The organism is Nonomuraea sp. bgisy101 (assembly GCF_057708945.1).
Window position 1 is genome coordinate 186,421 of sequence record NZ_JBYITD010000021.1, and the last position, 26,287, is coordinate 212,707.

At 68.7% G+C, this 26,287-nt stretch carries 23 protein-coding genes and 3 pseudogenes; 12 read left to right on the top strand and 14 right to left on the bottom strand.

All coding sequences use genetic code 11. From position 1 onward, the window contains the following. Positions 1–85: 85 nt before the first annotated feature. A complete protein-coding gene (locus AC3EO4_RS34525) occupies positions 86–3,415 on the bottom strand; it encodes an NPCBM/NEW2 domain-containing protein (RefSeq protein ID WP_431899595.1) in 3,330 nt (1,109 codons plus the stop codon). 486 nt (positions 3,416–3,901) lie between these two features. Next, positions 3,902–4,750: a LysR family transcriptional regulator gene (locus AC3EO4_RS34530; protein WP_431899597.1), complete on the bottom strand. Its 849-nt coding sequence runs from the start codon at positions 4,748–4,750 to the stop codon at positions 3,902–3,904. A gap of 82 nt (positions 4,751–4,832) precedes the next feature. On the opposite strand from AC3EO4_RS34530, the gene AC3EO4_RS34535 reads away from it, so the two are divergent. Then, positions 4,833–5,729, top strand: coding sequence for an MBL fold metallo-hydrolase (locus AC3EO4_RS34535; protein WP_379569805.1), 897 nt, complete (start codon positions 4,833–4,835; stop codon positions 5,727–5,729). A 149-nt stretch (positions 5,730–5,878) separates the two neighbouring features. On the opposite strand, the gene AC3EO4_RS34540 is transcribed toward AC3EO4_RS34535, so the two are convergent. Further along, the gene (locus AC3EO4_RS34540) at positions 5,879–6,283 is read right to left on the bottom strand and encodes a hypothetical protein (protein ID WP_431899598.1); all 405 of its coding nucleotides are present in this window, start codon (positions 6,281–6,283) and stop codon (positions 5,879–5,881) included. On the opposite strand from AC3EO4_RS34540, the gene AC3EO4_RS34545 reads away from it, so the two are divergent. Further along, positions 6,282–6,416 (top strand): hypothetical protein, encoded by a 135-nt coding sequence (locus tag AC3EO4_RS34545; RefSeq protein WP_379569801.1) that lies wholly within the window; start codon positions 6,282–6,284, stop codon positions 6,414–6,416. The two genes, AC3EO4_RS34540 and AC3EO4_RS34545, sit on opposite strands and share 2 nt — an antisense overlap. Positions 6,417–6,591: 175 nt before the next feature. Here AC3EO4_RS34545 and AC3EO4_RS34550 read toward each other — a convergent pair whose 3' ends face one another. Continuing rightward, positions 6,592–7,128, bottom strand: a complete 537-nt coding sequence (locus AC3EO4_RS34550) for a dihydrofolate reductase family protein (RefSeq protein ID WP_379569799.1) — start codon at positions 7,126–7,128, stop codon at positions 6,592–6,594. A 33-nt stretch (positions 7,129–7,161) separates the two neighbouring features. Then, positions 7,162–7,806 carry a DUF998 domain-containing protein gene (locus tag AC3EO4_RS34555; protein ID WP_431899601.1) on the bottom strand — a complete coding sequence of 215 codons (645 nt, stop codon included), beginning with the start codon at positions 7,804–7,806 and terminating at the stop codon, positions 7,162–7,164. 99 nt (positions 7,807–7,905) lie between these two features. On the opposite strand from AC3EO4_RS34555, the gene AC3EO4_RS34560 reads away from it, so the two are divergent. Both AC3EO4_RS34560 and AC3EO4_RS34565 read left to right on the top strand, forming a co-directional pair. Beyond that, the gene (locus AC3EO4_RS34560) at positions 7,906–8,220 is read left to right on the top strand and encodes a YciI family protein (RefSeq protein WP_431899603.1); all 315 of its coding nucleotides are present in this window, start codon (positions 7,906–7,908) and stop codon (positions 8,218–8,220) included. After that, positions 8,220–9,431, top strand: a pseudogene (locus tag AC3EO4_RS34565) (RNA polymerase sigma factor); the annotation flags it as partial. The gene AC3EO4_RS34560 and the pseudogene AC3EO4_RS34565, both read left to right, overlap by 1 nt. A gap of 931 nt (positions 9,432–10,362) precedes the next feature. On the opposite strand, the gene AC3EO4_RS34570 reads toward AC3EO4_RS34565, so the two are convergent. From AC3EO4_RS34570 to AC3EO4_RS34585, 4 genes are all read right to left on the bottom strand, one after another. Continuing rightward, positions 10,363–11,280, bottom strand: coding sequence for an alpha/beta fold hydrolase (locus AC3EO4_RS34570; protein ID WP_431899605.1), 918 nt, complete (start codon positions 11,278–11,280; stop codon positions 10,363–10,365). A gap of 475 nt (positions 11,281–11,755) precedes the next feature. After that, entirely contained in the window at positions 11,756–12,241 is a 486-nt protein-coding gene (locus tag AC3EO4_RS34575) for a hypothetical protein (RefSeq protein ID WP_379573237.1), read from the bottom strand. Continuing rightward, positions 12,223–12,615: a hypothetical protein gene (locus AC3EO4_RS34580; RefSeq protein WP_431899606.1), complete on the bottom strand. Its 393-nt coding sequence runs from the start codon at positions 12,613–12,615 to the stop codon at positions 12,223–12,225. The genes AC3EO4_RS34575 and AC3EO4_RS34580 overlap by 19 nt, the downstream gene beginning before the upstream one ends. Before the next feature lie 455 nt (positions 12,616–13,070). Next, entirely contained in the window at positions 13,071–13,418 is a 348-nt protein-coding gene (locus AC3EO4_RS34585; protein WP_431899608.1) for a hypothetical protein, read from the bottom strand. Between AC3EO4_RS34585 and AC3EO4_RS34590 the strand changes: the two genes are divergently transcribed. The 5 genes from AC3EO4_RS34590 to AC3EO4_RS34610 all read left to right on the top strand — a co-directional run bounded on the left by AC3EO4_RS34590 (position 13,417) and on the right by AC3EO4_RS34610 (position 16,665). Next, entirely contained in the window at positions 13,417–13,587 is a 171-nt protein-coding gene (locus AC3EO4_RS34590) for a hypothetical protein (RefSeq protein WP_431899610.1), read from the top strand. The genes AC3EO4_RS34585 and AC3EO4_RS34590 overlap by 2 nt on opposite strands. A gap of 412 nt (positions 13,588–13,999) precedes the next feature. Further along, positions 14,000–14,173, top strand: coding sequence for a hypothetical protein (locus AC3EO4_RS34595; protein ID WP_431899611.1), 174 nt, complete (start codon positions 14,000–14,002; stop codon positions 14,171–14,173). After that, entirely contained in the window at positions 14,170–15,309 is a 1,140-nt protein-coding gene (locus tag AC3EO4_RS34600; protein ID WP_431899613.1) for an MFS transporter, read from the top strand. The genes AC3EO4_RS34595 and AC3EO4_RS34600 overlap by 4 nt, the downstream gene beginning before the upstream one ends. Continuing rightward, the gene (locus tag AC3EO4_RS34605; RefSeq protein ID WP_431899615.1) at positions 15,306–15,542 is read left to right on the top strand and encodes a hypothetical protein; all 237 of its coding nucleotides are present in this window, start codon (positions 15,306–15,308) and stop codon (positions 15,540–15,542) included. The genes AC3EO4_RS34600 and AC3EO4_RS34605 overlap by 4 nt, the downstream gene beginning before the upstream one ends. A 61-nt stretch (positions 15,543–15,603) precedes the next feature. Beyond that, a complete protein-coding gene (locus AC3EO4_RS34610; RefSeq protein ID WP_431899617.1) occupies positions 15,604–16,665 on the top strand; it encodes a DMT family transporter in 1,062 nt (353 codons plus the stop codon). Between the two features lie 185 nt (positions 16,666–16,850). Here AC3EO4_RS34610 and AC3EO4_RS34615 read toward each other — a convergent pair. Continuing rightward, positions 16,851–19,568 (bottom strand): annotated as a pseudogene (locus AC3EO4_RS34615) (AfsR/SARP family transcriptional regulator); the annotation flags it as partial. 736 nt (positions 19,569–20,304) lie between these two features. Beyond that, positions 20,305–20,955, bottom strand: coding sequence for a hypothetical protein (locus AC3EO4_RS34620; RefSeq protein ID WP_379573229.1), 651 nt, complete (start codon positions 20,953–20,955; stop codon positions 20,305–20,307). Positions 20,956–21,330: 375 nt separating this feature from the next. Here AC3EO4_RS34620 and AC3EO4_RS34625 point away from each other — a divergent pair, with 375 nt between their 5' ends. Then, positions 21,331–23,469, top strand: coding sequence for a glycoside hydrolase family 9 protein (locus AC3EO4_RS34625; protein ID WP_379573228.1), 2,139 nt, complete (start codon positions 21,331–21,333; stop codon positions 23,467–23,469). Positions 23,470–23,657: 188 nt separating this feature from the next. Here AC3EO4_RS34625 and AC3EO4_RS34630 read toward each other — a convergent pair whose 3' ends face one another. The 3 genes and pseudogenes from AC3EO4_RS34630 to AC3EO4_RS34640 form a co-directional block, all read right to left on the bottom strand. Continuing rightward, complete coding sequence (locus AC3EO4_RS34630) at positions 23,658–23,975, bottom strand: hypothetical protein (protein WP_379573227.1); 318 nt, start codon at positions 23,973–23,975, stop codon at positions 23,658–23,660. A gap of 2 nt (positions 23,976–23,977) precedes the next feature. Next, positions 23,978–24,133: pseudogene (locus tag AC3EO4_RS34635) on the bottom strand (argininosuccinate synthase); the annotation flags it as partial. A gap of 293 nt (positions 24,134–24,426) precedes the next feature. After that, entirely contained in the window at positions 24,427–25,188 is a 762-nt protein-coding gene (locus tag AC3EO4_RS34640; protein WP_379573226.1) for a DUF2306 domain-containing protein, read from the bottom strand. Between AC3EO4_RS34640 and AC3EO4_RS34645 the strand changes: the two genes are divergently transcribed. Both AC3EO4_RS34645 and AC3EO4_RS34650 read left to right on the top strand, forming a co-directional pair. After that, positions 25,172–26,056, top strand: coding sequence for an AAA family ATPase (locus AC3EO4_RS34645; protein WP_431899620.1), 885 nt, complete (start codon positions 25,172–25,174; stop codon positions 26,054–26,056). The two genes, AC3EO4_RS34640 and AC3EO4_RS34645, sit on opposite strands and share 17 nt — an antisense overlap. Before the next feature lie 4 nt (positions 26,057–26,060). Further along, positions 26,061–26,162: a hypothetical protein gene (locus AC3EO4_RS34650; RefSeq protein WP_431899622.1), complete on the top strand. Its 102-nt coding sequence runs from the start codon at positions 26,061–26,063 to the stop codon at positions 26,160–26,162. Positions 26,163–26,287: the final 125 nt, after the last annotated feature.

Sequence of the window (26,287 nt, forward strand, 5' to 3'; positions counted from 1 at the left end):
AAGGGTGTTGATGTCTGTCTTCACCAACGGATCATCGACACCCTTCGTCGTTCCCGCAGCCCCAGTTCCCTGCTGGTCTGGCGCACTACGACATCAGCTTCGCTCCCGCCCAGTCGGCGTGGTCGCTGTTGATCCCGTCTCCCGCATCCGTCACCTTCAGCACCAGCGAGGACACCCCGGCCACGCTGACGTCGATGGAGGCTGCCGCGCTGGACGGAGTCATCGCCGACGGACTCTCGTACAGCTTGACGCCGTCGCCCCAGACCTCGAACGTGACCGTCGCATTCGCGCCGACCTCGTCATCGACCCCGACATCTGATCGGAACCGGGAATAGGCACCGTTCAGGGAGTAGGTGATGCTGCTCGTGGCATGCGTACCTATCCCCTTGGCGTACGTGGTCCCGTTCAGGGTGATGGTGCGCCCGTCGACGCTCCGGTCCTTGTGCAGGGTGCCCCACCCGATGGTGGGAGTACCGGTCCAGTTCAGATCGCTGAGGAACACCGCAGCGCCGCCGGAGGTGGTGACCGTGACCGCGTTGCTGGCACCCGACACGTTCCCGGCGGCGTCCTTCGCCTTCACCGTGAAGGTGTACGACGTCGCAGCCGACAGCCCGGTCGCTGTGAAGCTCGTGCTCGTGGACGAGCCGGCCAGCGCCGTCCCGCGGTAGATGTCGTAGCCCGTCACCCCGACGTTGTCGGTCGGCGCCGTCCAGCTCAGCTGGGCACTGCTCGACGTGACGTTGCTCGACGCCAGGTTGGTCGGCGCCGTCGGCGCCTGGGTGTCCGCAGCGACGAGTCGAGCGTTCGCCCAGTCGGCGTGGTCGCTGTTGATCCCGTCTCCCGCATCCGTCACCTTCAGCACCAGCGAGGTCACCCCGGCGATACTCACGTCGATGGACTGGGACGGGCTCGACGCCGTCAGGACCGACGGGCTCTCGTACAGCTTGACGCCGTCGCCCCAGACCTGGAACCTGACCGTCGCGTTTGCGGAGATCTCGTCGTCCACGCCGACCTCCGCCTGGAACCTCGCGTACCCTCCGTTCAAGGTGTAGGTGATGGCGCTGTTGGCGTGCGTGCCGATGCCCTTGGCGTAGGCGGTCCCGGCCAGTTTGATGGGGTTGGATCCGATGCTTCTGTTCTTCTGAACGGTGCCGAAGTCGCTCACGGCATTGACCCAGGTGAGATCGCTCAGATCGGCTGTCTGCCCGTTTCCGCTGACGGCGGTGGTGACGTTGACCGCGTCGCTGGCCGCGGAGTCGTTGTCGGCCGCGTCCTTCGCCTTCACCGTGAACGTGTACGGCGTCGAGGCGGAAAGCCCGGTCGCCGTGAAGCTCGTGCCCGTCGACGAACCGATCAGCGTGGTGCCGCGGTAGATGCTGTAGCCGGTCACGCCGACGTCGTCAGTCGACGCCGTCCAGTTCAGATCCACGCTGTTCGAGGTCACCTTGCTCGCCGCGAGGTGGGTCGGCGCGGTGGGGGCCGTGGTGTCACCCCCTGTGCTTCCGGCGGTCGCGGTCACCGACGCGCCGGCGGTCACGGGCACCGTCACGTACGAAACCGTCCGGCCGTACAGCGACTTGGTCTGCGGCGTTCGCGGTGTGCCGTTCACGCTGATCGTGGAGAGGGTCCCGTAGAACTGGGCCTCCCAGGTGATGGTGGAGCCGGAGTTGTTGGTCAGCGTGGAGGCCGTCGTGCCGGTGTGCTTGAGCTTGAGGTCGTTGCCGCCGACCTTGAGGTGGTTGATTTCCACCCACGGCACCTCAGGGGTCAACCGTGGGACGGTGGCCACCTTGTTGTGCGGGGCGTCCGGCTGCACGCCCATCATGCCGTCGATGGTGCTGCTGACCACCACGAACGAGATTTCCGGATATCCGTTCTTGTCGGCCATGAGCTTCTTGAGCCACGCCCAACCCTGTGAAGGCCGGTTGTACTGGTAGTACATCTCCGGCAGATAGGAGGTCGCCTCGACATTCAGGTCGTCGTCGTTGGCGGCGATGAAGTCCAGGTAGTCGCTGGTCCTGGCGCCGTGGTCGCCCAGCCCGGTCAACATCATCAGGAAGCTGGCCTCATGCCCCCAACTGCTGTAACCCTTGCCATCGGCGTCCTTGCCGCGGATGTAGCGGTTGGTCGCCGCGTCCCACCAGTTCGTCTCGAAGTGGTCGCGTACCCGCTGGGCGCGGTCGGCCCACTTCGTGCTGTTGGCGTTGTCGCTCTTTTCCTTCAGGATCGCCGAATACGCGAGCATCGACTGGTACTGGTAGCCCAGCGCATCGGCGGCGGAGACGAGATGTTCGCTCGGGAACTCGAAGAATGTCGCCGAGTATTCGCCAGGCTGCATCTTCGCGACGGGCTGCTCGTTGGAGGGGTTGGCGTCGTTCCACGTCACCTTGTGGTCGGTCAGAAACGAACCCATGGTCGAGTCGTAGTACGCCGAGAGGGTCGGATCGTTGATCCAGTTCTGGTTTCCCGTCCACTGGTACTGCTTGTAGGCCTTGGCCATCACGTTGAACGGTGACGGCAGTTCCCGAAATCCCGTGCCGTCGATGTAATACATCCTGCCGTAGGAGCTGTGCGCCCACAGCGGCCAGCCGTTCTGACCCGGATCGTCGGCGTCGCCGGCGAACGTCTTCAGCATGGCGTAGGTCTCATTGTCCAGGCCAAGCGCGTGCGCGCCATCCGACTGATGGGCGATGTCCCTGTTGTAGAAGGACTCCCGGTTCAGATAGGCGCCCCAGTAGCCGGGCATCACCGTGGTGTGCGTGGAATCCTTCAGCCGCCACCACTCCGGTTCGTGCCCCATGATCGGGTTGCCGGGGTAGAACGTCATACCGAGAGCCCGGTTCTTGCCCCAGGTGAAGCCCTCGTTCAGTGCCGCGTTCGGCGAATCGATGCTCAGCGTGCTGGTCGGCGGACCCACGTACTCCTGGATCGTGATCCTGTCGACGCGCGGTGTCTCGTTGGCGGACGCGGCCGTCAGTTTGACGGTGTCGCCGTTGCTGAGCGTGACTTTGCTCGAGGTATGGGTGTCGATGTTCGCGGGATCGGTGTAGTCGCGACCATTTCGCTGTGACGTGGCCCACGAATCAACGGTGGTGGAATTGACCGCGAGCGTGTAGGTGACTCCGCCCGCTGTTTTGCCGTTGTAGCGCGTGATGAGATCGTAGGTGCCGGTGGCGCCGCTGAATGTCTTGGTGGCGGTGCTCGACTGGCCGGAAACGCCCTGGACGTAATTCACGGTCTCGACCGGCGCGCCGTTGAAGGTGTGCTCCACGCTGGCCGTGGTGAAGTTGGACAGCGCCATGCTCTCGGCCTCGACAACGTACGGCTCCGCCGCTTCGGCGGGTAATCCGGGGAGGGCCGATACGGCAAGCGTCGAAGCCAATAAGGCCAGGAGCGCATGGGTGAGACGGCGCATCTGAAATCGATTCCTTTCGACGAGGAAGCCGAAGCGCTGCGTTGGAAGATGTTGAACTGTGTGGCCTATTGAGTGCTTCGCGAAGATCAATGTCAACAGTTGTTTAGTTGGGCGAGGGTGGCTACCCTCGCGCGCCCATGCGCGTACGCGGGCGAGGCGGCGTGCTCTCCGGCACGGAAGGGCTCGATTGAGCGAAAACTTTCATTGAACTCTTGCAAGCGCGGGTGTAGCGTCCTGGCCAACACCACATCCCACAGGAGTCACTCCATGGATTGCGCGTGCCGGCGCCCGGAAACGTCAGTTCGCCGAAGCGGGCCGGGGGTTGCGCGGCGGGCCGGGAACCCGGTGATCGAGCTGGGGGACAGGGAGGAGGCCGACTTCCTCACCGTGATGACCAGCGTGGCGTTCATGGGCGCGGCGCTCAGGAGACCCGGCGAGACCGGGATCGCCTGTCAGGACTTTGACCTGCGTGGTTGGTACCAGCCCTTATCTCTGGGCGCGGGCGATCTGGACGAAGGAGCGAACGAGTGGGCTCGGGTCGGTGCTCTTCCAGGCGAGAATGAGGCGGCTGGCCGGCATGTCGAGAACGGGAACCGCGATGAGGTCCTGCGGAAGGGTGTGGGTCAAAGGCGTAAGGCCCACGGTGCCGTTCCACAAGACGGCCTGGAGGCATTCTTGCGCGGTCCGCACCACGGGACCCTCGCGCCCGGAGTCCGTGGCCTGCCAGTAGGCGCTCCAGATGGGATCGGTCTCTTCCGGGAAGCGGAACCAGGGACGGTCCTCGAGGTCGCGCAGGTGCAGGTGACCATGCCGGGCGAGCGGGTCGTCGGTGCGCAGGACGGCGCCGACGGGGTCCTCGCGCAGGAGGTGCGTGGTGATGTCGGCGTCGTCGAACGGTTCGCGGGTGAGGGCGACGTCGACGAGCCCGGCGCGCAGCCCGCAGGTCGGATCGGTGAAGTCCGCTTCGCGGACCTGGATGAGGATGCCGGGATGGCGTTCGCGGTAGGCGGCGGCCAGTTGTGTCCCGGTCTGCTCTGCGCTGTCGGCCAGGGTGCCGATGGTGAGGACGGTGCTGCCGGCCGCGGCGGCGACTCGGAGGCGGGTCTGGTCGGCCTGACCGAGCAAGGCGCGGGCTTCGCTGAGGAGCACGGCTCCCACAGGGGTGAGCGCGACACCTGTGGCTGATCTCTCCAGCAGCACGGCGCCGAGGTCTCCCTCCAGCTGTCTGACGGCGCGGCTGAGGGGCGGCTGTGTCATGTGCAACCGCTGGGCGGCCCGGCCGAAATGCAGCTCCTCGGCAACCGCCACAAAGTAACGCAGCAGGCGCAGATCCATTTGCAGGGACGATACCTGCCCGGTATCGGGGTTGCGAGATCGGACTTGGACGCCCGGGGCAGACGACCGGTGCACTGGGGAGATGACCGAGTATGAGATGCCCGACCCTGTCGTCCGGATCGAGGACGCCCGAGAGGCGGCCCGCGACCTGGTGGTGATCCCGAACCGCGGGGTCCAGCTGGTGCCCAACATCGGCATCGTCGGCGGCAGCCACTCCGTGCTGGTGGTGGAGACCGGGATGGGACCGGAGAACGCCGAGGCGGTGCTGAAGTTCGCCACCGAGGTCGCCAGAGGGCGAAGGCTGTACCTGACCACGACCCACTTCCACCCCGAGCACGCCTTCGGCGCCCAGGTGTTCGCCGGGGAGGCGACGTTCCTGATCAACAAGGCGCAGGCCGAGGACCTTGCGGTGAAGGGCCCGGGCTACCTCGAGATGTTCAAGGGTCTGGGAGAGGCGGTCGCGCGCCGGCTCGACGGTGTCCGGCTCGCGCGGCCCGATCTGGTCTATGACACCGACTATGACCTGGATCTGGGCGGCCGGACGGTCCAGTTGCGCGCCACCGGCCGGGCGCACAGCAAGGGCGACCAGATCGTCACGGTCCCCGACGCGGGGGTGATGTTCACCGGCGACCTGGTGGAGTCGGGACAGTTCGCCATCTTCCCGTGGTTCCCGCCGCACGACATCGATGTCTCCGGCACGCGCTGGCTGGCGGTGATGGAGCGGCTGGTCGCCGAGCGCCCGCGCGTGGTGGTCCCCGGCCATGGAGATGTGGGCGATGCGCGGCTGCTGGAGGATGTGCGCGACTACCTGCACGTCCTGCGGGAGGAAACCTGGCTGCGCCGCGGCTCGGCCATGAGCGAGGAGACGATCGTCGAGGAGGTCGCGGCCGTGATGGTCGCACGGCATCCGGAATGGGAGGGCAGGGAGTGGATCGAGAAGGGCGTCGGCTGCCTGTGCTACGAGCACTCCGTCCGCTGACCTGAGACCAGATCGCCGCCGCGGGCGAGGGCGGTGGTCGGGTCACGGACGGTGAGCGAGCCGGCGTGGCCGCTTGGGCGGGGCTCGGCCCCTCCTGGCCCGGCGGGCCGCCGCGTCCCGGGGTCCGGAGAGGACCCCGGGACATGCCGTCAAGCGGCGTCGAGGGCTGCGGTGATCTTGCGGGCCATCTCGGCCATGGTGGGGCTGGGCACGCCCTGGTGGGTCTGGGCGCCTGCTTCGATGGCGACGATGAGGGTGCTGCGGAAGTTGTCGGCCTCTGCCGGATCCTGCTTCTTCAGCAGGCTCATGGCCGCCGTCAGGGCCGGCAGCACCAGGTCGGCGAGTTCGGCCACGGTCTTGCCGTACTTCACGCCCTTGGGCGCCTTGGTGATCACGTGCCCGACCAGGCCGGTCGCGGAGGTCAGGGCGATGGAGCCGTGGGTGGCGACCTTGTGGGCAGAGCCGGCGGCGCCGGCGGCTGACATCAGCGAGACGGCGCCCCACGCGGCGGTCCGCAGGGTGAGCTTGTCCTGGTCGGTGAGGGTGACGGACATGGTGGTGCGCTCCTTCGAATCTGACATTCAAGCCAACGGACGGCTGGTGGACGGCGGTCCTGCTGCTGTCCGCGGTGTCTGGATGGTCTCCACCATCGCCGACCGCTCTGATACCGGGCCGTCGCCGTCCTGACGCGGCTGCTGACACGACACCGCATGGTCCTCAGCGAGCGACGCCGACCGGAGTCTGCTGCGGGAGACGCGTGTCTCGGTCATCCGCCTGGCACGGGAGAACCGGCAAGGCGGAGCCCCGTCCCGAATGATCCGGGACGGGGCTCGGGGGTGTCCGTCGGCTTTCCACGCCCTTCTCAGGCGGGCCGGTAGTGGAGGTTCAGAACACCGGACTTGAAGGTGGTCGAATCGACCAGCTTGAACGGCAGGCGACCGGTGCTCTCGTCGAACAGCCGGGTACCGGTACCGAGCACGATCGGGTGGACCATCAGGTGGAGCTCGTCGACGAGGCTCGCCCGCAGCAGCGCCCTGGTCAGCGTGATACTGCCGGTGATGCTGATGTTCCTGCCGGGCAGCTGCTTGATCCTCTTCAGCTCGTCGATCGCGTCTCCGCTGATCAGGGTGGAGTTGTTCCACTCCGCCTTCTGCAGGGTGGTGGAGGCGACCAGCTTGGGGATGCCGTTCAGCTGGTCGGCCATCTCCCCGGTCTGGTGGGGCCAGACCGCGGCGAAGGACTCGTAGGTGGCCCGGCCCAGCAGGAGCGTGTCCGCCTCGGCCTGGATCGCCATGACCGCTGCGCCCATCTCCTCGTTCATATAGGGGAAGTGCCAGGTCTCTGGCGACTCCACGACGCCGTCCAGCGAGACGAACAGCCCGGCGACGATCTTCCTCATGATGTTCTCCTCAGGGATGAAGTGGTGCGTGATTCAGGCGGACGTGCGGAAGCGGGCGGCGACCAGGGAGACCCAGGCCATCGCGATCATGACGCCGGTGGCGAGCGTCACCGAGCCGGCGTGCCCGCCGGTGATCGCCCAGCCGTCGCCCACGATCAGGGCCACGCCGGCCAGGCGGGAGGCGACGGCCATGCCGCGGGCGCCGGTGCGGGTGAAGTGGCGGCCGAGGACGAAGCAGGCCGCGGCGAGGGCGATGAACGTCACCGACCCGGTCACCATGTGCATGATGCTGTGCCAGCTCATCGCCGCCGGCGGCCCGGCGGGCGTGCCCACGGGGAAGCCGTTGCCGGGGTCCATGACGAAGACGCCCGCTCCGATCATTCCGATGCCGGCGACCAGCGTCAGGCGCGGCACCCAGGTGCCGCCGGGCTTGCCGTACAGGGCCTTGCGGAATCCGAAGGAACCGGCGATGAGCAACGAGCCGACGATCAGGAAGTTGGTGATCTGGATCCATCCGAGCGAGCCGGTGGAGAGCTGGCTGAGCGGGTGGCGGACCAGGTCGAAGCCCTCGCGGGTGAACGCCTGCGCCAGAGCGACGACGGTCCAGACGGGCATGACGGCCGCCGCGGCGGTGAGCAGCGTGCGGGTGGAGGCGGAGCTGCGGGTGGTGGTGGTCATGTTCCCTGTTCCCTTCGTGGTTTGCCTACGCGTCGTCCACGCGATGTGACAGGGAACGCAAGGAGGCTAGGGTTGCTCGAGAAAGAATGGGAGTAGGGCATGCGATTTCTGTTGACGAGCGTGAGCGAGCAGAGGGCGGACGAAACCCTCCAGATCGAGATGGGCAAGTTCATCCAGGAGCTGACCCAGGCAGGGGTACTGCTGGCCACCGGCGGGATGGAGCTGGTAGGCAGCGTGCTCAAGTCCGTCGGCGGCGAACTCACGGTGACCGACGGCCCCTTCGCCGAGGCGAAGGAGATGGCGGGCGGGTTCGCGCTGATCGACGTGGGGTCCAGGCAGGAGGCGCTGGAGCTGTCCCGCCGCTTCTTCAAGATCATCGGCGATGGTGAGGGCCGGATGCAGCAGATCTACTGATGAGCGCGGCCCGGGACGCTCACGGAGCGGTCAACACGGTCTGGAAGCTCGAGTCCGCGCGGATCATCGCGGGCCTGACCAGGATGGTCCGCGACGTCGGCCTGGCCGAGGAACTCGCCCAGGACGCGCTGGTGGCCGCGCTGGAGCAGTGGCCCGAGCACGGCGTCCCTGACAACCCCGGCGCGTGGCTCATGACCACGGCCAAACGTCGCGCGATCGACCACATCCGCCGCAACGAGCGGATGGGGCGCAAGCACGAGGAGATCGCCCGCACGCAGGAGCGCCAGGATCTCGACCTCGACGACGACGTGCTGCGCCTGATGTTCGTCTCCTGCCACCCCGTGCTACCCCCCGAGCAGCGGGTCGCGCTGACCCTCCGGCTGCTCGGCGGCCTGGGCGCCCTGGAGATCGCGCGGGCGTTCCTGGTACCGGAGCAGACCGTCTCCCAGCGCATCGCCAAGGCCAAGCGCACCCTCACCGAAAAGCAGGTCCCGTTCGAACTGCCGTCGGGGCCGGAGCTCGCCGACCGGCTGACGTCCGTACTCGACGTCATCTACCTGATCTTCAACGAGGGCTACTCGGCGACCTCCGGTGACGACCTGATGCGTCCGTCGCTCGCCCTGGAGGCGCTGCGCCTGGGCAGGCTGCTGGCCGAGCTGGCGCCCCGCGAAGCCGAGGTGCACGGCCTGGTCGCTCTGATGGAGATCCAGGCGTCACGCGCGGTCGCACGCACCGGACCTTCGGGCGAGCCCATCCAGCTGCACGAGCAGGACCGCGGGCTCTGGGACCGGCTCCTGATCACCCGCGGCTTCGCGGCGATGTTGCGGGCGAGGGAGGCCGGCGGCCCGCTCGGCCCCTACGTACTGCAGGCCGCGATCGCCGTCTCCCACGCGCAGGCGAGGACCGCGGACGATACGAACTGGGCGCAGATCGCGACACTCTACGAGGCGCTGGTACGGCTGAGGCCGTCCCCGGTGATCCAGCTCAACCGGGCCGTGGCCCTCGGCATGGCCCACGGCCCCCAGGCAGGTCTGGACCTCGTCGAGACGGTGGCCGCCGATCCGGCTCTCAAGGACTACCACCTGCTGTCGGTGGTGCGCGGCGACCTGCTGGCCAGGCTCGGCCGGCACCGCGAAGCCGGCAAGGACTTCGAACGCGCCGCCGCACTCACCGGCAACGCCGCGGAACGCGCGTTCCTCCTCAAACGCGCCGCCACCGGCAAGGCCCAGGCGCCTCCTCAGCAGACGGGCATCACGCTGGGCGAGGCCGCGGAGCGCTTCCTGGCCCGCGGCGACCTGAACGCCGAGACGATCCGCTCCTACGCCCAGACCCTGCGCCGCCTGCGCCTGGACCTCGGCCCCGGCACCCCGCTGGCCGACGTGACCGCCGGGAAGGTGGCCAAGGTCTTCGCCGTCGCCTGGGGGACGGCGGCGCCCAAGACCTGGAACCGGCACCGCGCCGCCGTACGCTCATTCTCGTCTTGGGCCGCCATCGAGGACCTGTCGACCGAGCTGGGCAGGAAGCCGGAAAGCCGCGAACGACGCCCAGCCGTCCACGGGCCGGACCTGGAGGCCCTGTGGCGGCATCCGTCCCTGCGCGAGCGGACCCTGTGGCGGCTCCTGCACGAGTCGGGAGCGTCCGCGAAGGCGGCCCTGTCGCTCGACATCGAGGACCTCGACCTTGCCGGCCGCCGCGGCCGGGTCGCCACCAGGACAGGGCCGGTCTGGATCTTCTGGGGGTACGGCACGGCCGCCCTGCTGCCCGAGCTGATGGCGGGCCGGACCCGCGGCCCCCTGTTCCTGGCCGACCGGCGACCCGCCCCGGCCCGCATGCCCGAGCCCGCCGACCTGTGCCCGGACACGGGACGGGGGCGGCTTTCGTACGAACGCGCCGAGTACCTCTTCAAGAAGGCCGCGGGCTACACCCTCCACCAGCTGGCTTCCAGAACGAATCCGGGAGAACGGCTTGTGACCGAAGGCCGCCTCACGGCGCTCGGTGGCGACCGGAAATAGCACCGTGTGGCCATGCCGGTGGTCTCGGCGAGGCGAGCGTGGCCGTCCAGGCATGCGCGAGCGGACGTGCGTCGACGCGCGCAAGGCGCCAGGGGCACGGACGCTCCCGTCCCTCCGCCCTGGCCGTACGTCAGCGTCGACGACTGGGGATGACGTCGGCCATGGCGCGCTCGGCGGTGACATCGGTGATGAAGGCCCCGATCGCCGCGGCACACTCGGGCGCGTGGGTCTCGAGCAGGAGGTGGCCGGCGTCGTAGACGTGCATCTCGAGCCGGTCGAGCGCTCGCGCGTAGCCCATGATCTCGGACAGGTCGAAGAACGGGTCGTGGCGCCCCCAGAGCAGCAGACACGGAGGCTGGCGGGTCCGGTGGAAGTCGGCCAGCTCGCCGAAGCGGGCGACGTGGCCGGCGTAGTCGCAGAACAACCGGAACTGGGCTTCGACGTTGCCCGGCCGCGACATCCGCTCCCAGTCCAGGTGCCACGCCTCGGGCGGCTGGAGAACGCGCACCCGCTCCGGCAGCCCGCCCAGGTACTGCTCGCGAGTGCCCTCGAAGTTCAGCCACTCGGGCAGCCGGGCACGGTTGGCCTCCGAAGGATCGGCCCAAAAGGCCCGTGCGCTGTCCCACTGGCTGCCCAGGCCCTCCTCGTGGGCGTTGCCGTTCTGCACGATGAGCCCGAGGATGCGCTCGGGACGCCGGGTGGCGAGGTGGTAGCCGACCGGGGCGCCGAAGTCGTGCAGGTAGACGAAGAACTCGTCGACGCCGATCCGCTCGAGGAACGCCTCGACGGTGTCGGCCAGGTTGGCGAACGTGTACTCGTACTCGTCGACACCGGGCGCCGCGGAGAACCCGAAGCCCGGCAGGTCCGGGGCGATGACCCGGCTCACCTCGGCCAGTGGCGAGAGCACGTGCCGGAAGGTGTGCGAGGAGCTCGGGAAGCCGTGCAGCAGCAGTACGCAAGGCTTGTCCGCCGCGCCGGCCTCCCGGTAGAAGACCTCGAGTCCGTCCACGTCGAGGCTGCGGTGGCGTGGCTTGTCAGTCGCCTGCATCTTGAGGTCTCCTTGGTCGGTCTATCCCGCCGATTCCCACGAACCCAAGGGTCAGAACCACCCAATGGACCTTGAACATGCCAACAAGCACTGGGGCCAGGGGCCAGGATCGGCGCGGTCGTGTTCTATGGCTGGGACACGGCAAGGTCGAGCGGCGGATCCGGTCGAAGTCGCAGGCCGGCATGCCTTGTGCAACGGCGTCTTCGAGGTCCGCACTGTTCGTTCGGTTGTCCTTCCCCGCCGCTCGTAGGATCCACATCGCCCGAGCCGTCTCGTCGTGGGCCTCCGGACGGGATCACGGAGCGGTGGTTGTCGCCGAGGCCCGCGATGCCGGTTCACCGTGGCATTCGCGACGTGCCGTCCGCGCGTCGCGCGCATTCGAGCGGTTCTGGCGGTTCTGTGGGAGACACCGGCGAACGAACTCCAGGTGAGGTGGTGAAGCGCGCGCGCCTGACATGGGGTTGGGAGCGCACGGCTACCAGGGGCATCTGCCGAAGGTGACCATGTCGATGTTGCCCTTTGCGGGGCCCCAGATCTTCTTGCTTCCTCTGACCCCGGGTCTGACCCTGACGTTCTCGCACACGGTGACATGCGTGACAGAGTCCGTGGCCCATACCTTGATGTGATTCGTTTCCTTGCAGTGGTTGTTGAAGTAGAACGTGGTGGACGACATTCCTGGGGACCAGGAGATGTTGAACTTCTTTCTCTTCGGCTTGTCGCACTTTCGGGACTTCTTGTGAGTGTCCAGCGCGGATGCGTTCGTGGTTGGAGTGGTCGCGGTGGTGGTCGTCTCGCTCGGGACCGAGGAGGCCGCGGCGGGGGTCGTCGCGATGAGTCCTGCGGCGATCGTCGTGGCTGCTGTCACACCGACGGTGCGGCGCATGGTGATATTCCTTTCACGGTTGAAGCCGTTGACGAGACGCTCATGGGCGTTGAGGAGGCTTACGGCCAGTAGGGGCACTTGCCGAAGTCCACCTCCATGAGATTGTGGTAATAAATTCTGTGCAGCTTCTTGCTCCCTTTGGTTCCGGGCTTCACGGTGATGGCCTTACATTTCATTCCGGCCGAGGCGTACCACACCCTGACGCGGTTGGTCTCCTTGCAGTGGTTGTTGAAGTAGAACGTGGTGGACGAGACTCCGTCCTTCCAGGAGATGTTGAACCCCTTGTTCTTTGGCTTGTCGCACTTTCGGGACTTCTTGTGAACGTCCAGCAGGGACGCGTTCGTGGGCTGATCGCTTACGGCCTCGCTCGGGGCGGAGACGGCGGCAGGTGCCGTCATGAGGATGCCTGCGGCGATCGTCACGGCTGCAGTCACACCGATGGTGCGGCGCATGGAAAGAGTCCTTTCGTGGATTCGACGGAGTGTCATGGGGGATTTCGCCCTGAATCGACCTGGCGGCGATCGCCCCGCGCACTGCGGGCGCCTTCAGCAAGGCGGCGGCCGGCGCCCTGGGACCGCTCGACGACCGCGCCGGAACGGTCAACGCCCTTCGGCGGCGCCGCCGGTCTCGCAAACCCCCAGAGCTACCCTTCCGCGCCGGCCCAAACACCGGCGGGCGAGAGATTTCCTGACGCGGCCGGCCGTTCTCGTCGTGACGGCCAGGCGACGTCGACGGCGACCAGGCCGACATTGAGCCACCCACCGGATGGGAGAACGAGGTGAGCGAGCCGGCCCGGACGCCGGCGACCACCGGAGCGGGCGACGAAAGCAGCGTCAGGCCACGGCAGGTGGCCCCAACTCACCGTGACATCTCACCGTGAGCTTCCCGCGTCTTCCGGCGCACCTGCTCAGATGGCATCGCAGAACGGGTTACTCAGTGGAACGTTGCCGAACGAGTACAGATCGACCGCCCCGAAGACCGCCTTCCCCGGGCTCCATCGAACGACGAAGCATCCGCCGCGCTTGGTTGCTGCTGCGAGATTCCTGCCCACGGCACCGCCGAAACGGTCCAGGGCCCGTTTGCAGAGGCTCGAACCATCGAACGCGGCGGTCTTCGCGGAATCGCAGAGCGCGTTCAGATCCTTGACCTTGGCGTCGGCGTGGCTCAGGAACGCCTGATGGGCCGCGGTGGTGCGCGCCCTGCTCAGGTAGGCCGAGCAGGTCACGATCCCGCAGTTGACTCGGATGGGTCGCATGATGGCGACGGAGACCGGTCGGCTCGCGCTGGGCGTCAGGCCGGCGGCCGTCGTCGCGCTCGGGGCTGCTTGGGCCGTACCGCTCATGAGACCGGCGGCCAGGGCCGCGCCCGTTCCGAAGGCGGCCGTCTTCCTGATCGTCGAGGTAACCGTGTCGTTCATGACTTGACGGCGGGCCTGCTTGTCTGACGTGCGTAGCCCGGCCCGTTGTCCGCCGTTTGGGCATCCGCCGTTTCACCGTCCACCTTCTGGCCGTCCGCCTCGCAAGTCTGCGGCGAAATGCACACTGAGCTCTTTCCAACCTGACAGCCCTGGCACCGCCGGGTCCGACGCGAATCAGGAGCGGAACCGTACGGGGGGTCTCGATCCGTTTCTCGCGACCCTGGGCTGACCGGCCTTGCAGGAAGTCCATGGCGAATCCGTAGAGCTTCCATCAAGGGCGGCGCGCATGCTCGGTGCCGGCGCCTGGGGTGAACAGGTCCCCGTGCCGGCGGCTGCGGCCTCCTGCCCGCGCGGATCCGCCGCCCCGGGGTCCGATGGAGACGTTCGCCCTACCGCATCCTCCCTTGATTGGACTCCCCTTGACCAAGATCATCGGCTTTTCCGGCGGCCTGCGTCGCCGACTCGCACAACACCGCCCTCCTGCGCGCGGCGGGGAAGTTCCAGCTGGGCGGGATGGAGATGGAGATCTGATCGACGAGACCGCCATCGCCCTGCTGCGCGACCTGCGCGCAGCGGAGGCGGGGAAGGCGTGAAGGTCGCCTGGGCCGCTCTGGCGGCGACGACCGTGTCGTTCGGCCTGAACTTCTCGGCGGGCGTGTTCTTCGCCCCGGCCGCCGGCGCCTACGGGGTGAGCGTCACCGTGCTGGCGGTGGCCGCAGCGCTCAGCACCGCGCTGACCGGGCTGGCTCAGCCGTACGTCGGGACGCTGCTGGACCGGATCGGCGCCCGCTGGGTGTTGCTGCTCGGCCTGCTGCTGATCTCGGCCGGCTATCTGGCGCTCGCGGTGGTCCAGAGCGGCTGGCAGTTCGTGGCCGCGTACACGCTGCTGGGCGGGCTGGGGTTCGCCGGCTCGTCCAGCCTGACGATCAGCACGTTGATCGGACGGGTGTACGGCAAGCAGGCCGGACCCGCGCTCACCAAGGCGGCGGTCGGCATCAACCTGGGCCAGCTGCTCACCCCGTGGGCCGCGACCGCGCTGTTCGAGCCGGTCGGCCTCCGGGCCACCTACGCGATCCTGGGCGTGGCCGGCCTGGCCGCCACCCTGGTGATCGCCGTCGTTCTGCCTGCCGACAAGCCCGCCTCGCGCGCCGACGGCAAGGAGAGCCTGCGCGGCCGGGGCCGGATCGTGGCCTCCTTCGGCCTGCACGCGGCCACCATGTACGTGACCGTGCTGATCCTGCCCAAGCACGCCACCGAGCTGGACTGGTCGGTCACCGACGCCGGCCGCCTGGTCGCGGTCGCCGCCGTGGCCGCCGGACTCACCTCGGCGGTGCTGGTCCGCGTCCTGCGCGGCCGAGCGCCCGACCTGCCGTTGAAGATCCTGCACGCGCTGCGTGCCCTGTCCATGCTGCTCATCTTCGTGGCGGGCGACCCGATCACGCTCGTCGCCGGAGCGGTGATCTTCGGTCTCTCCTCGTTCCCCGTCATCCCGCTGACCATGGCCGTGCTCTCGCGCGGCCTCGACCCGGCCCGCCTGGGCCGGACGCTGGCCCCCGCCTGGGTGGCCCATCAGTTCGCAGCCGCCACCGGGCTCGGCGTCGCGGCGGCGATCCACGCCCTCACCGACACCTACCACGCCTACTTCGGGCTTGGCCTTCTGCTGAGCCTGATCGCCTTCACACTGCTCGAGAAGAAGACCCGTGTCCCCGGCACGGCACGCCACCGTTGACATCCAGCCGGCAGATCTTCTTCGCGAAGCGGGAGACGTGGAAGGCGCATGCCTTCGTCGAGGTCGAGGCAGACCCGGCGGAGGAGGCGGATTCGGCGAAGCGACGCGCGTCGTCGAGAGCCACCATCGGCACCAAGGTGGCCGGGCTCGGCGCGGACGAGGCCACAGCCGCCCGCAAGGGCCAGGCCGGCCGCGTGGCCATCGACTGGCCGCTCGTCCGCCACACCGACTGACAGAAGAGCTGTTACGGCTCGCGCCGCCTGGCGCGAGCCGTGACGCGAGAACGGAGGGCACATGCAGTCCGCAATCTTCGGCGTCGGCAGGATGGCGACCGCCTCGACCACGCAGCGCCGTTTCGTGCTGATCGCGGTGGTAGGGGCTCTGATCATCTCGACCTCGGCGCCTCTCGTCCGCCTCTCGGAGGTGTCGCCCGCCACCTCCGCGCTGTTCCGCTGCCTGTACGCGGTGCCGCCGCTGCTGGTGCTGGCCTGGCTGGAGCGGCGCACGCTGGGACCGATGCCGTCCAGGGCGCGCTACCTCGCCTGGCTCGCGGGCCTGCTGTTCGCGCTCGATCTGCTCTTCTGGCATCACGCCATCGCCCATGTGGGCGCCGGGCTGGCCACGGTGCTGGGAAACCTCCAGGTGTTCCTGGTGGCGTTCGGCGCGTGGGTCGTCTTCGGCGAGCGGCCCCCGCGTCCGCTGATGATCGCCACGCCGGTGGTCTTCGGAGGCGTCATGCTCATCTCGGGTGTCTTCGACAGCGCGGCCTACGGGGCCAGCCCGCTGCTCGGCGTGGTGTTCGGGCTGGCGACCTCCATCGCCTACGCCGCCTACCTGCTGGTCATGCGGGCCGTCTCCGGCGAACCCCGCCGTACGGCCGGCCCGCTCGCGCACAGCACGGTCGCCGCCGTGGCCTGCATAGCGCTGCTCAGCCCGCTGTCCGGCGGCGTCGACCTGACGCCGGACTGGCCGGCGCACGGCTGGCTGCTCCTGCTCGCGCTCGGCCCGCAGGTGCTCGGCTGGACGCTGATCACCTACTCCTTGCCCAGGCAACCCACGGCTCTCACCGCGCTTCTGCTGCTCATCCAGCCGATGTCGACCGTGACCATCTCCGCGGCGTTCCTCGGCGAGCGCCCGTCAGGACTCCAGCTCGCCGGATGCGCCGTGATCGTTCTGGGCGTTCTGTACGGCTCGCGCCGGCCGGTTCGTGGTCAGCGTTCGGCCGGCAGGCCCATAGACGTGCCGCACACCGAGAAGGCGCGGCGCCTGGGACGGGAATCCTCGGTTTCCGGCACGCCGAGCTCGGTGAACAGCTCCATGGCCCGCCCGGCATGGACCCGCGCGAGGTCGTTCTGACCCAGGTCGCGGTGCGCGGCTGCCAGGCTCCAGTGGGCCGCGGCCTGGCAGGGGCGGTTGCCGATCTCGTCCGCGACGGCCAGGGCGGCTTGCAGGTCGGCCATGGCCAGGGCCGGCTCGCCCGCGGCGCGGGTGGCGTCACCGAGCTGGGTGAGCACCTCGGACTCACGGTAGCGGTTGCCGAGGTCGCGATAGATCCGCAGAGCCTGACCGTAGTGGTCGAGGGCCTGCCGGAGGTCCCCAAGCCCCTGGTACGCGCTTCCCAGGCAGGCGACGCAGTGGGCCTCCAGCGCCAGGTATCCCACGCTGCGGGCGATGGCCATGGCCTCACGAAGGCGCTCGAAGCCCCGGTGGTAGTCGACGAGCTCCACCTCGAGGAGCCCCAGGTTGCTCAACGCGACCGCCTCGCCGTCCCGCTCGCCGTGCCGGCGGTAGATCTCCAGGCACTGAAGGTAGTAGGAGCGAGCGCGCTCATAGTCGCCCCACGACACGTGGATGCCGGCGAGGTTGTTCAGCGCGCTGGCTTCCCCGCTGTGCTCTCCGGCCTGCCGGAAGAGCTCCACGGCCCGGGTGAAACACTCGTCGGCCTCGACATGGTTGCCCTGCGGCCAGTGGACGTCTCCGAGAGAGCTGTAGGCGAGGCCTTCCGCGAACACGTCGCCGAGGCTGCGGCTGGCCCGCACCGCCGCCGCGTTGATCGTCAGGGCGTCACCGTAATGCGTGCGTTCGGCAAGGAAGCGGTGGAAGGTCTGAGCGATGGCCAGCGCGTGCGCGGGCCAGGCGGCGTCAGCGGCGTGGACACCGGCACGGATCAGGTTCGCCCGCTCCGCGTCCATCCAGGCCGTCGCGCCCACGACGTCCTCGAAGGGCAGGTCCACCGGCTCGGCGAAACGCGGCCGATGGCGGCTCCCGTCGGGGTAGAGCAGGTCCATGGCAGCTGCCGCGGTATGCAGGTAGTGGTCGAGCAACCTGGTCAGGGCGGCGTTCCTGGTCTCGGCGCTCTCCTCGTCGCCGGCGGTTCTGAAGGCTTGCTCCCGGAGGAGGTTGTGGAAGGTGTAGCGGCCGATCTCCTGCTGCATCAGCATGTTGGCGTCGAGGAGGTCCTCCAGGATCTCCTCGCCCTCCTCAGGCGGAAGATCGGCGAGCACGGCCGCGGCACGCATGTCGGCATCGATGCCCGGGTGCAGTCCCAGCAACCGGAACATCCGCTGCTGCGCCGGGTTCAGCTGCTGGTAGGACAGGGCGAACGCGGCAGCGACCCCTCGCTCCGCAGTGGACAGTTCGGCAAGGCGGCGGCGCTGGTCGCGCAGCCGCTCGGCGAGATAGGCCACCGTCCACCGCGGGCGGTGGCGCAGGCGGGCGGCGGCGATCCGCACGGCCAGCGGCAGGAAGCCGCACAGTTGCAGCACGTCCAGCGCGCTGACCGGTTCGGCCAGCGCCCGCTCGCCCACGATCGAGGTGAACAACGCGCCGGCGTCGTCGGCGGACAGCACGTCCAGCGACAGCGCGTGAGCACCGTCCAGGTTGACCAGTCGCCGTCGGCTGGTCACCAGGACCAGGCTGCGGGAGGCGCCGGCAAGCAGCGGACGTACATGATCGGTGTCGCCCGCGTTGTCGAGCAACACGAGCAGGCGGCGACTCGCCAGCTCACCCCGCCAGAGCGCGGACAGCGCCACCGTGTCCGTAGGAAGGCGCTCGGCCGGGATGCCGAGCTGGCGCAGCAGGGTCTCCAGAGCGGCTCCCGGCTCCACTCGCGCCTGACCGGTGGTGTGGGCGTGCAGGTCGACGAAGAGCTGCCCGTCGGGGAAACGCTCGGCCAGGTGGTGCGCGGCGCGGACGGCAAGGGCCGTCTTGCCGACGCCTGCCATGCCGTCGATCGTCACGATCCCGCCAAGCTCGGAATGTGGCTGCGTGATCCAGTCCAGCTCACCGGGCCGTCCGGCGAAGTCCGGTACGTCCATCGGCAAGAACGAGGTCGGCTGCCGAGTGGCCCGCTCGGGCGCCGCGGCCGGCTCCGGCTCTTGCCCCGTCGGCGGACTCAGGCTGGGATCGGCCCGCAGAATCGACTGCTCAAGATCGAGAAACGCCCGGCCGGGGTCGAGCCCCTGCTGATCGACCAGCCGTTCTCGGAAGCTTCTGGCGACGTTCAGCGCGTCAACCTGCCGGCCGCTACGGTGCAGCGCCAGCATGAGCAGCCCGCAGAGCCGCTCCCGCAAGGGGTGCTCGGCCAGTTCGGCGGTCAATCCGTCGACGATCTCCGCGTGCAGGCCCAGGGCCAGCTCCCGCTCGGCCAGCCGTTCGACGACGCTCAGCCGACGCTCCTGCAGCCGCGTCCTGGCCTGGTCGACGAAGTCGGCGTTCAGCCCGCCCAGCGGTTCACCCTGCCACAGGGCCAGCGCCTCCCGCAGTCGCTCAGCGTCGGCCTGCGCGTCGGCGACCTGGCGAGTGAACACCTCCAGGTCCACCTGGCCGGGCTCGGTGAGCAGGATGTATCCGGCTGTTCTGGTCTGCAGGATCTCTCCCGCGCCGGCCGTACGCAACACCTGGCGGATCGCCGCGATCGCGGACTGGAGCTGGGCCCGTGCCGTGTCGGGTGGAGTCATCCCCCAGATGGCGCCGACAAGCCGGTCGGCGCTGATCACCGTCCTGGCGTGCAGCAGCAGGTAGGCCAGGACCGCTCGATGCCGTGGCGAGGCAGCCGGCACCCGGCGCCCGACGGCGGACACCGTCACGGGGCCGAGCAGCGCGAACCGTACGCTCATCATTCCTCCGCAGGTCAACGATCTCAGGAGACCACAACGGGGCCATCCCACGATCGTGGGGAACCTATCAACCGACTCCATGGCGGAGCGCAGCTGCCCAAGGCGGAATCGGTCGCGTGGCCACAACCCGTGCATCTCCATGAGAACCTGGCCCGAGTGGCCATCACCCTCTGAAACGCCTATGCAGGCAGCTGGTCGTCCGCCGGCGGCGAGACGCCTGGCAGAGCGTCTTCCGCTTCCACCTCCACGTGGTGCCCCGCTTCAAGCCCGCCGACCTCACGCCGCCGTGGACGGAGGTCGAGCACCCGGTCGAGTCCCTCCAGGGGCCGGCCGAGGAGATGCGAGCCTGGCGCTGAAGGCGGGCACCAGGGACGGACTACTGTCGCCCCGCATGGCTGCGGCCGACGCCCTGGCCGCCTTCCTGACCGCACTTCACCAACCCGCCCCCGAACAGGCACCCGCCGGCCGGGACCGCGGAGGACCGCTGGCCGACTACTCCGAGGGTTCGTCAAGGGGCTCGCCTCGGCCACCGAGATGGGGCTGATCCCCAACCCGGACGCCGCCCACGCCGCACTGCGACGCCTCATCGCAACCGCCCATCGCTGATCAACCGCTCCCCACGCGCCGGCATATCTTCGCGCCGGTTCGGGCCATGCTCGGCATGCTGGGTGGGGGTGACGACGGCGATCTGCTGCCGCGCCGGCCCCAGCGGTGGTGGTGCCGGCACCGGGTGGGCCGCCCCGCGAGACCGCCATCGACGTCCTGGCCGAGGCCGACTCCGTTGGAGGAGGTGCTGGAGCGGGCGCAGACCGACTGGAGTGAGGACGCTCGGATGACTTACGAGCTGATCACGTCGTTCTCCGGGAGAAGCGGTGGGTTATTCGTCATCGGGGCCTGCTGGTTCCGTGACCGGTGCGATCTGCAGTGGCGTGGTGGCCCCGCCGGTGATCTGGTGCGCGTGATTGAGCGTGTAGTCAAGCTGCCTGGCCAGGTGTGGGAGGGTCGCCGGAGGTAGATACGCATCAGCGCCGGCGTTGAGCAGCCGTCGGACCGGGCCGTGGTAATTGACTCCGAGCTCGTGGTCCTCGATTTCGGTGACGACGACGCGAGCTTTCGGGTACATCGATCGGAGCGCTGAGATCAACTGCGGGCTGCCCGGCGGTACCAGCAGCACGTCGGCTGTCTTGGGAGCCGCGTGCATGTCGAGCACGACGTAGTCCGCGCCGAGTTGGGTCGACAGCGCCACCCGAGCCGCGGCCGACAGCTCCATCGCGGTGGCCACGACCGTCACGCTGTCGTAGTCGATCGGTGCTTGATCGTCCGCCTCGTCCGCCTCGTCCGGCGCATCGACGATGGCGCCTTGGACCACGTCGATGGTGCTGGAGATCGTCGCGATCGACTCGCCGTCACGCGTGACGACCAGGTTCTCACCAGGCTCGAGGGCGTCGATGAGTGCCACGACGTCCTCGGGAAGGCGGGTCACGTCGATTCGCTGCGCGGACCGCGCGGCCCGCTTGCGGATCACCATGCCTGGAACGAACTCACGACGGCGGCGAGGGCAGGCCGCGCGTCGAGCGCAGCCCCTGTCGACCGGCCGGTCAGCCTATCCGTGATGCCACGGCTATCCGCGGGTGTGTCGGCCGGCTGACCCGACCCGGTGGCGGTGGCGATGGCGAACGAAGGGGGCAACGTCGTCACGGCGTTCACATCCTTCACACAAGTCGGACCGATTGTCAGTGGTGAGCCTATGTTGCCGCTGATCACCTGTGCGCCGCCGTTGTCTGCGTTCCGGGGGAGTGCCGCAAGCCAGGGTCTGTCATTCCGTGGGCGGTGTTGCGGCGCACTTCAAGATCGTCAAGAATGCTTGCCTTGTCCGGCCGACGAATCCGAGGAAAGGGCTGGCGTGTCATTTCGACTCCAGCTGACCTGTGTGTTGACGGTGATGGCCACGGCCCTCACCACGGTGCCCGCACAGGCCGCCACCTATGAACGCCTGCGCAACGGCTCTTTCGACGTCGATCTCGCCTCCTGGTGGAGCACCAAGAACCTGGTTGGGCACAGGGTGAACGGGGAGCTCTGCGCCACCGTCCCCGCCGGCACGGTCAACGCCTGGGATGTGATGATCGGGCAGAGCGATGTGCCCTTCGAGGCCGGCCAGCCGTACAAGCTGGCCTTCACCGCCAGGGCGAGCAGGAACGTGTCGATCAGGGTGGTCGGACAACTGGCCGTGGCGCCGTACACGGCGTTGCTGGCGGGACAGAGTCCGGTGACGACTGCCACACAGCGGTTCGAGATCACCGGGACTCCGGCCGTCGACGAGCCCAAGGGGCAGGTGCTCTTCCAGGTGGGTGGGGCGAAGGAGCCGTACGAGCTGTGCCTCGACAACGTTTCCCTCATCGGTGGCGCGACCCCGCCGGGCGGTCGCTACCTCGGCTCACCGGTGCGGGTCAACCAGGTGGGTTACCTGCCCGACGCGCCGAAGCGGGCCACGATCGTCAGTGAGGTCACCGAGGCGTTGCCGTGGCGGTTGCTCGACTCCGCCGGTGCGGAGGCCGCGGCCGGAACGACCAAGGTGTACGGCGACGACCTCATGTCCGGCGATCATGTCCACCTCGCCGACTTCAGCCAGGTGCGCGAACCCGGCAGCTACCGGCTGGAGGTTGACGGGAAGCGCAGCGTGCCGTTCGACATCGCGCCTGGCCTGTACGGCAAGCTGCGCAAGGACTCGCTGGCGTACTTCTACCACAACCGGTCCGGCATCCCGATCGAGGCAGCCCATGTCGGAGCCGCCTACGCGCGGCCCGCCGGGCACCTCGGCGTGGCGCCCAACCAGGGGGACGGCGAGCAGCGCGGCGGCTGGTACGACGCGGGAGACCACGGCAAGTACGTGGTCAACGGCGCCTTGGCCGCCTGGGAACTGATCGATTCCTACGAGCAGTCGCGCAGCGTGTCGCTGAGCATCCCGGAGTCGGGTGGCGAGCTGCCGGACATCCTGGACGAGGCCAAGTGGGAACTGGACTTCCTGCTGCGCATGCAACAGGACGACGGCATGGCCCATCACAAGATCCATGACGTCGACGGGTGGACCGGGATGGTGGCCCCGCACGAGGACCCACGCGAGCGCAGGCTCTTCCCGCCCTCGACGGCCGCTACGCTCAACCTGGCCGCCGTGGCCGCCAGATGTGCCAGGGTCTACCGGCCCTTCGACGCCGCCTACGCCGACAGGTGCCTCGACGCGGCACGGCTGGCCTGGACAGCCGCGATGAAGAACCCTGCGGTCCTGGCCCCGTCGACCTCTCCGGCTGGTGGCGGGGCCTACGGCGACGACGTCGTCTCCGACGAGTTCTCCTGGGCGGCGGCCGAGCTCTACACGGCCACCGGCTCCAGCGCCTACCTGGATTCGATCCAGCACACCATGGGTCCGGGTAACTTCTCGTGGGCGCAGACCGGCGGCCTCGCCGACCTGGCCCTGGCACGCGTCAAGCTCGTTCCGGGCGGAGAGAACGCCCGCTACTCGGCTGCTCGCGCGCGGATCGTCACGGCCGCCGACAAGCACCTGGACGACCTGCGCAGCCAGGGCTACCCCAACCCCGACCTGCCCGGCAAGCGCCGGTACTCCTGGGGCTCGACCAGCGCCACCGCCCAGAAGGCGATGGTGCTCGGCTTCGCCCACGGCATCACCGGAGAGGCGAAATACCGGGACGGCGTTCTGGAGTCGCTCGACTACCTGCTCGGCAGGAACGCGCTCAACCAGTCCTACGTGACCGGGTACGGCGAGCGCGCCAGCTGGAACCAGCACCACCGGTTCTGGGCACACCAGGCCAACGCGGCTCGTCCGCATCCGGCTCCCGGGTCGATGGCAGGCGGGCCGAACTCGGACGTGTCCGAGGTGGCGAAGGCACCGGCCGAGCAGATCCTCGCGGGTTGCGCGCCCGCCACGTGCTACATCGATGACATCGGCTCCTATGCCACCAACGAGGTCGCGATCAACTGGAACTCGGCGCTGGCCTGGGTGGCGGCGTTCGCGGACACGGCGGCTTAGCGAACCATATCGACCTCGCTCGCGACCACGCCCTACAGGCCCTTGACCTGTACACCGCCCTCGACGTCCCCGAGGCCGACGAGATCCGCACCTTCCTCAGCGATCTCCATCAGCCATGACACTGCTGAAAAGCTCGCCGCCCAGAAGGCTGCGCCGATACCGGACATTCTTTCCGAGCCGCCTACCGATCAGCGCGGGCGGCTGAGGGCGGCCTCGGCCAGATCCGTCCACTTCTCGACCGAGGAGTGGGGCACGACCACCCAGTCCTTTATCGCCCTGCCCTGCCCCGAGGGGTCGAACAGGGACGCCCCAGGCAGTTTGAGCGCGGCTGTGTGCTCGGGAGTATCCCTGACCAGCCGGAACACCATCGCACCGTCGCGCTGCAGGCTCGCGAACACCTTCCCCACCTGATCTTTGAGCGCGGGACTCCCCATCATTCTGGAGATCCGTACACCCAGGTCGGCCAGCTCGGCGCCGACCTGCTTGAAATCCTCTTCCGCGCTCATCGTCAGTCGGTCCCAAACTCCATGGCGGCGTGGTCGAGCAGCTCGTCGTGGTCGGGGCTCTTCCCGCGTGACGCGATCGCCTCGGCCCCGCCTTCCGGCAGAACGGCGATCAGGCTAGTCGTCCTGGCGGCACCGATCAAGGCCGGGTGCGGGGTGCCGCACCGGTCGCGGACGCGGGAGATGGAAAGGTCACATGGCGGGATCGAGGGGCGCACGCGGGTCGCGCAGCAGGGTGGCGATAGAGGCGTTCCTGCCCGGCAGCCGGCCTAAGGCTTGCCAGGCTTGTCATCGCCTTCCTCTCTGTACTACATACACTGTATCTCGTACGGCATTGTGAGTCAGAAGGGTGTGTCATGCACGATCTCCCGACGGTCGTCGCCCGGATGCGGGGGACGGGAGCCGGTGTCTCGCCGCGGCCTGACACTCCACCGGATCACCGCCGCGCGGCACGTCAGCGCGGACGCTTGCGGGACTTGGGCTTGCCGGTGTGGTCCGTGCGTTCCAGCCACCATTCCGCGATCAGCAGGTTGACGACCCAGCTGAGCCATACGCCTGCGGAACCGATCGCCTCGATCATCGCCTGCTGGTCGCCACCGTAGGCGCTGTCGAGCAGCGGAAGCTGGACGGCGAGCAGCACCCCGGCCCACAGGCGGCTGGCCACGATGGACGTGGTCAGCGCGAAGCTGCGGATCATCCACCTGCGGTGCTCGGGGAACCGGCGCTGCCGAGCCATCCGCCACCCTGCGAACCCGGTGATCAGCCACACCACGCCCAGCAGGGTGTTCCCGGTGTTCCCTCCGAAACCCGTGTGACCGAACGGGGCGACTCCGAGAACGGCGATGCCGGCGGGGAACACGCCGAGAAAGAAGTACGCCCGCCCCGTCCAGCGGTGCGTCCTGGGGTGGTTGCGGCGGAACCACGGCCACACCTGGAAGCACCCCGTCAGCAGGGCCACCGTGCCGAAGATGATGTGCGCCACCAGTAGGGAGTAGAAAAATGGCGGCGAATCGGACAGCTCAACCCGTGATTGCGCCGGGTCGAAAGTGAGATACGGCGGCACCGAGTACACCGCGAACCCGAGCATCACGACGAACAGCGGAATGATCCAGCCGAGCTGGCGTCGACGCCGTGACCGCGGCGCCGGGCGCGGAGACGGCGTCCCCGTCCCGTCCTCGCCGGGCGCCGAGCCCGCCCCCATGAACGTCGTGGCCACAACAGCTCTCCTCACCGAAGTCGCGGCAGGCTCGCACCGCCCGCCCGTCGCGACCAGCCTCGCGGGGGACTCGAATCCGGAGCCAGAGTCGAACCGACTGCAGTCACTCACGACACCCGGGAACCCGCCCGTGATCCACGGCCGACGCCGGGAACGAGAGGCCATCACCCGGCTGCTCGCCGACGCGCGAGGCGGCCGCAGCGGGGCGCTGGTCCTGCGCGGCGAAGCGGGTATCGGCAAGAGCGCGCTGCTGCGCCATGCCGCAGAGAGCGCGGCGACCTCCGAGCCCATGCGTGTGCTCGCGTGTGCCGGCGTCGAATCCGAGGTCGAACACGCGTTCAGCGGGCTGCTCGGACTGTTGCGGCCGGTACTCCATCATCTTGACGCGCTGCCCGGCGTCCAGGCCGGGGCGCTGCGCGGCGCGCTCGGCCTCACCGACTCCGCGGCCCCGGACTTCTCGGTCTCGGACTTCCTGGTCTCGGCGGCGGTGCTCACGCTGCTCGCGGCGGTGGCGGCGGACCGCCCTCTGTTGGTCGTCGTCGACGACGTGCAGTGGCTGGACCACGCCTCCGCGGCCGCCCTGCTGTTCGCCGCTCGCCGGCTGGCCGACGAGCCTCTCGCGATGCTGCTCGCCGTACGCGAACCCGAACCGCTGCCGGTCAACACGGCAGGACTGACCGAACTCGTGCTGCACGGGCTGCCCCAGGAAGAGGCCGCGCTGCTGCTCGAGGAGCACGGCTGGACGCTGCCTGTCCGCCAACGCGACGCCCTTTTCACGGCCACCGCCGGCAACCCGCTCGCCCTGATCGAACTGGCCCGGCTCTTCCAGGCTCGCCGCGAGAGGGCTGAGCAACCGCGAGATCGGTGACCGGATGCACCTCAGCCCGCGGACGGTGGGCTCGCACCTGTACCGGGCGTTCCCCAAACTCGGGATCTCCACGCGCGCCGAACTCCGCGACCTCGACCTCGACTGACGAAGGCGTGCCCGCTCGTACGGTATCCGGCACCGAGCCCGCGCTCGCCCCTACGGTCGGAGGAGTCATCCACGAGTACTCACGTGCCGCCTGACCCGCAGGGATGGAGTTTCGGCAGACGCGGC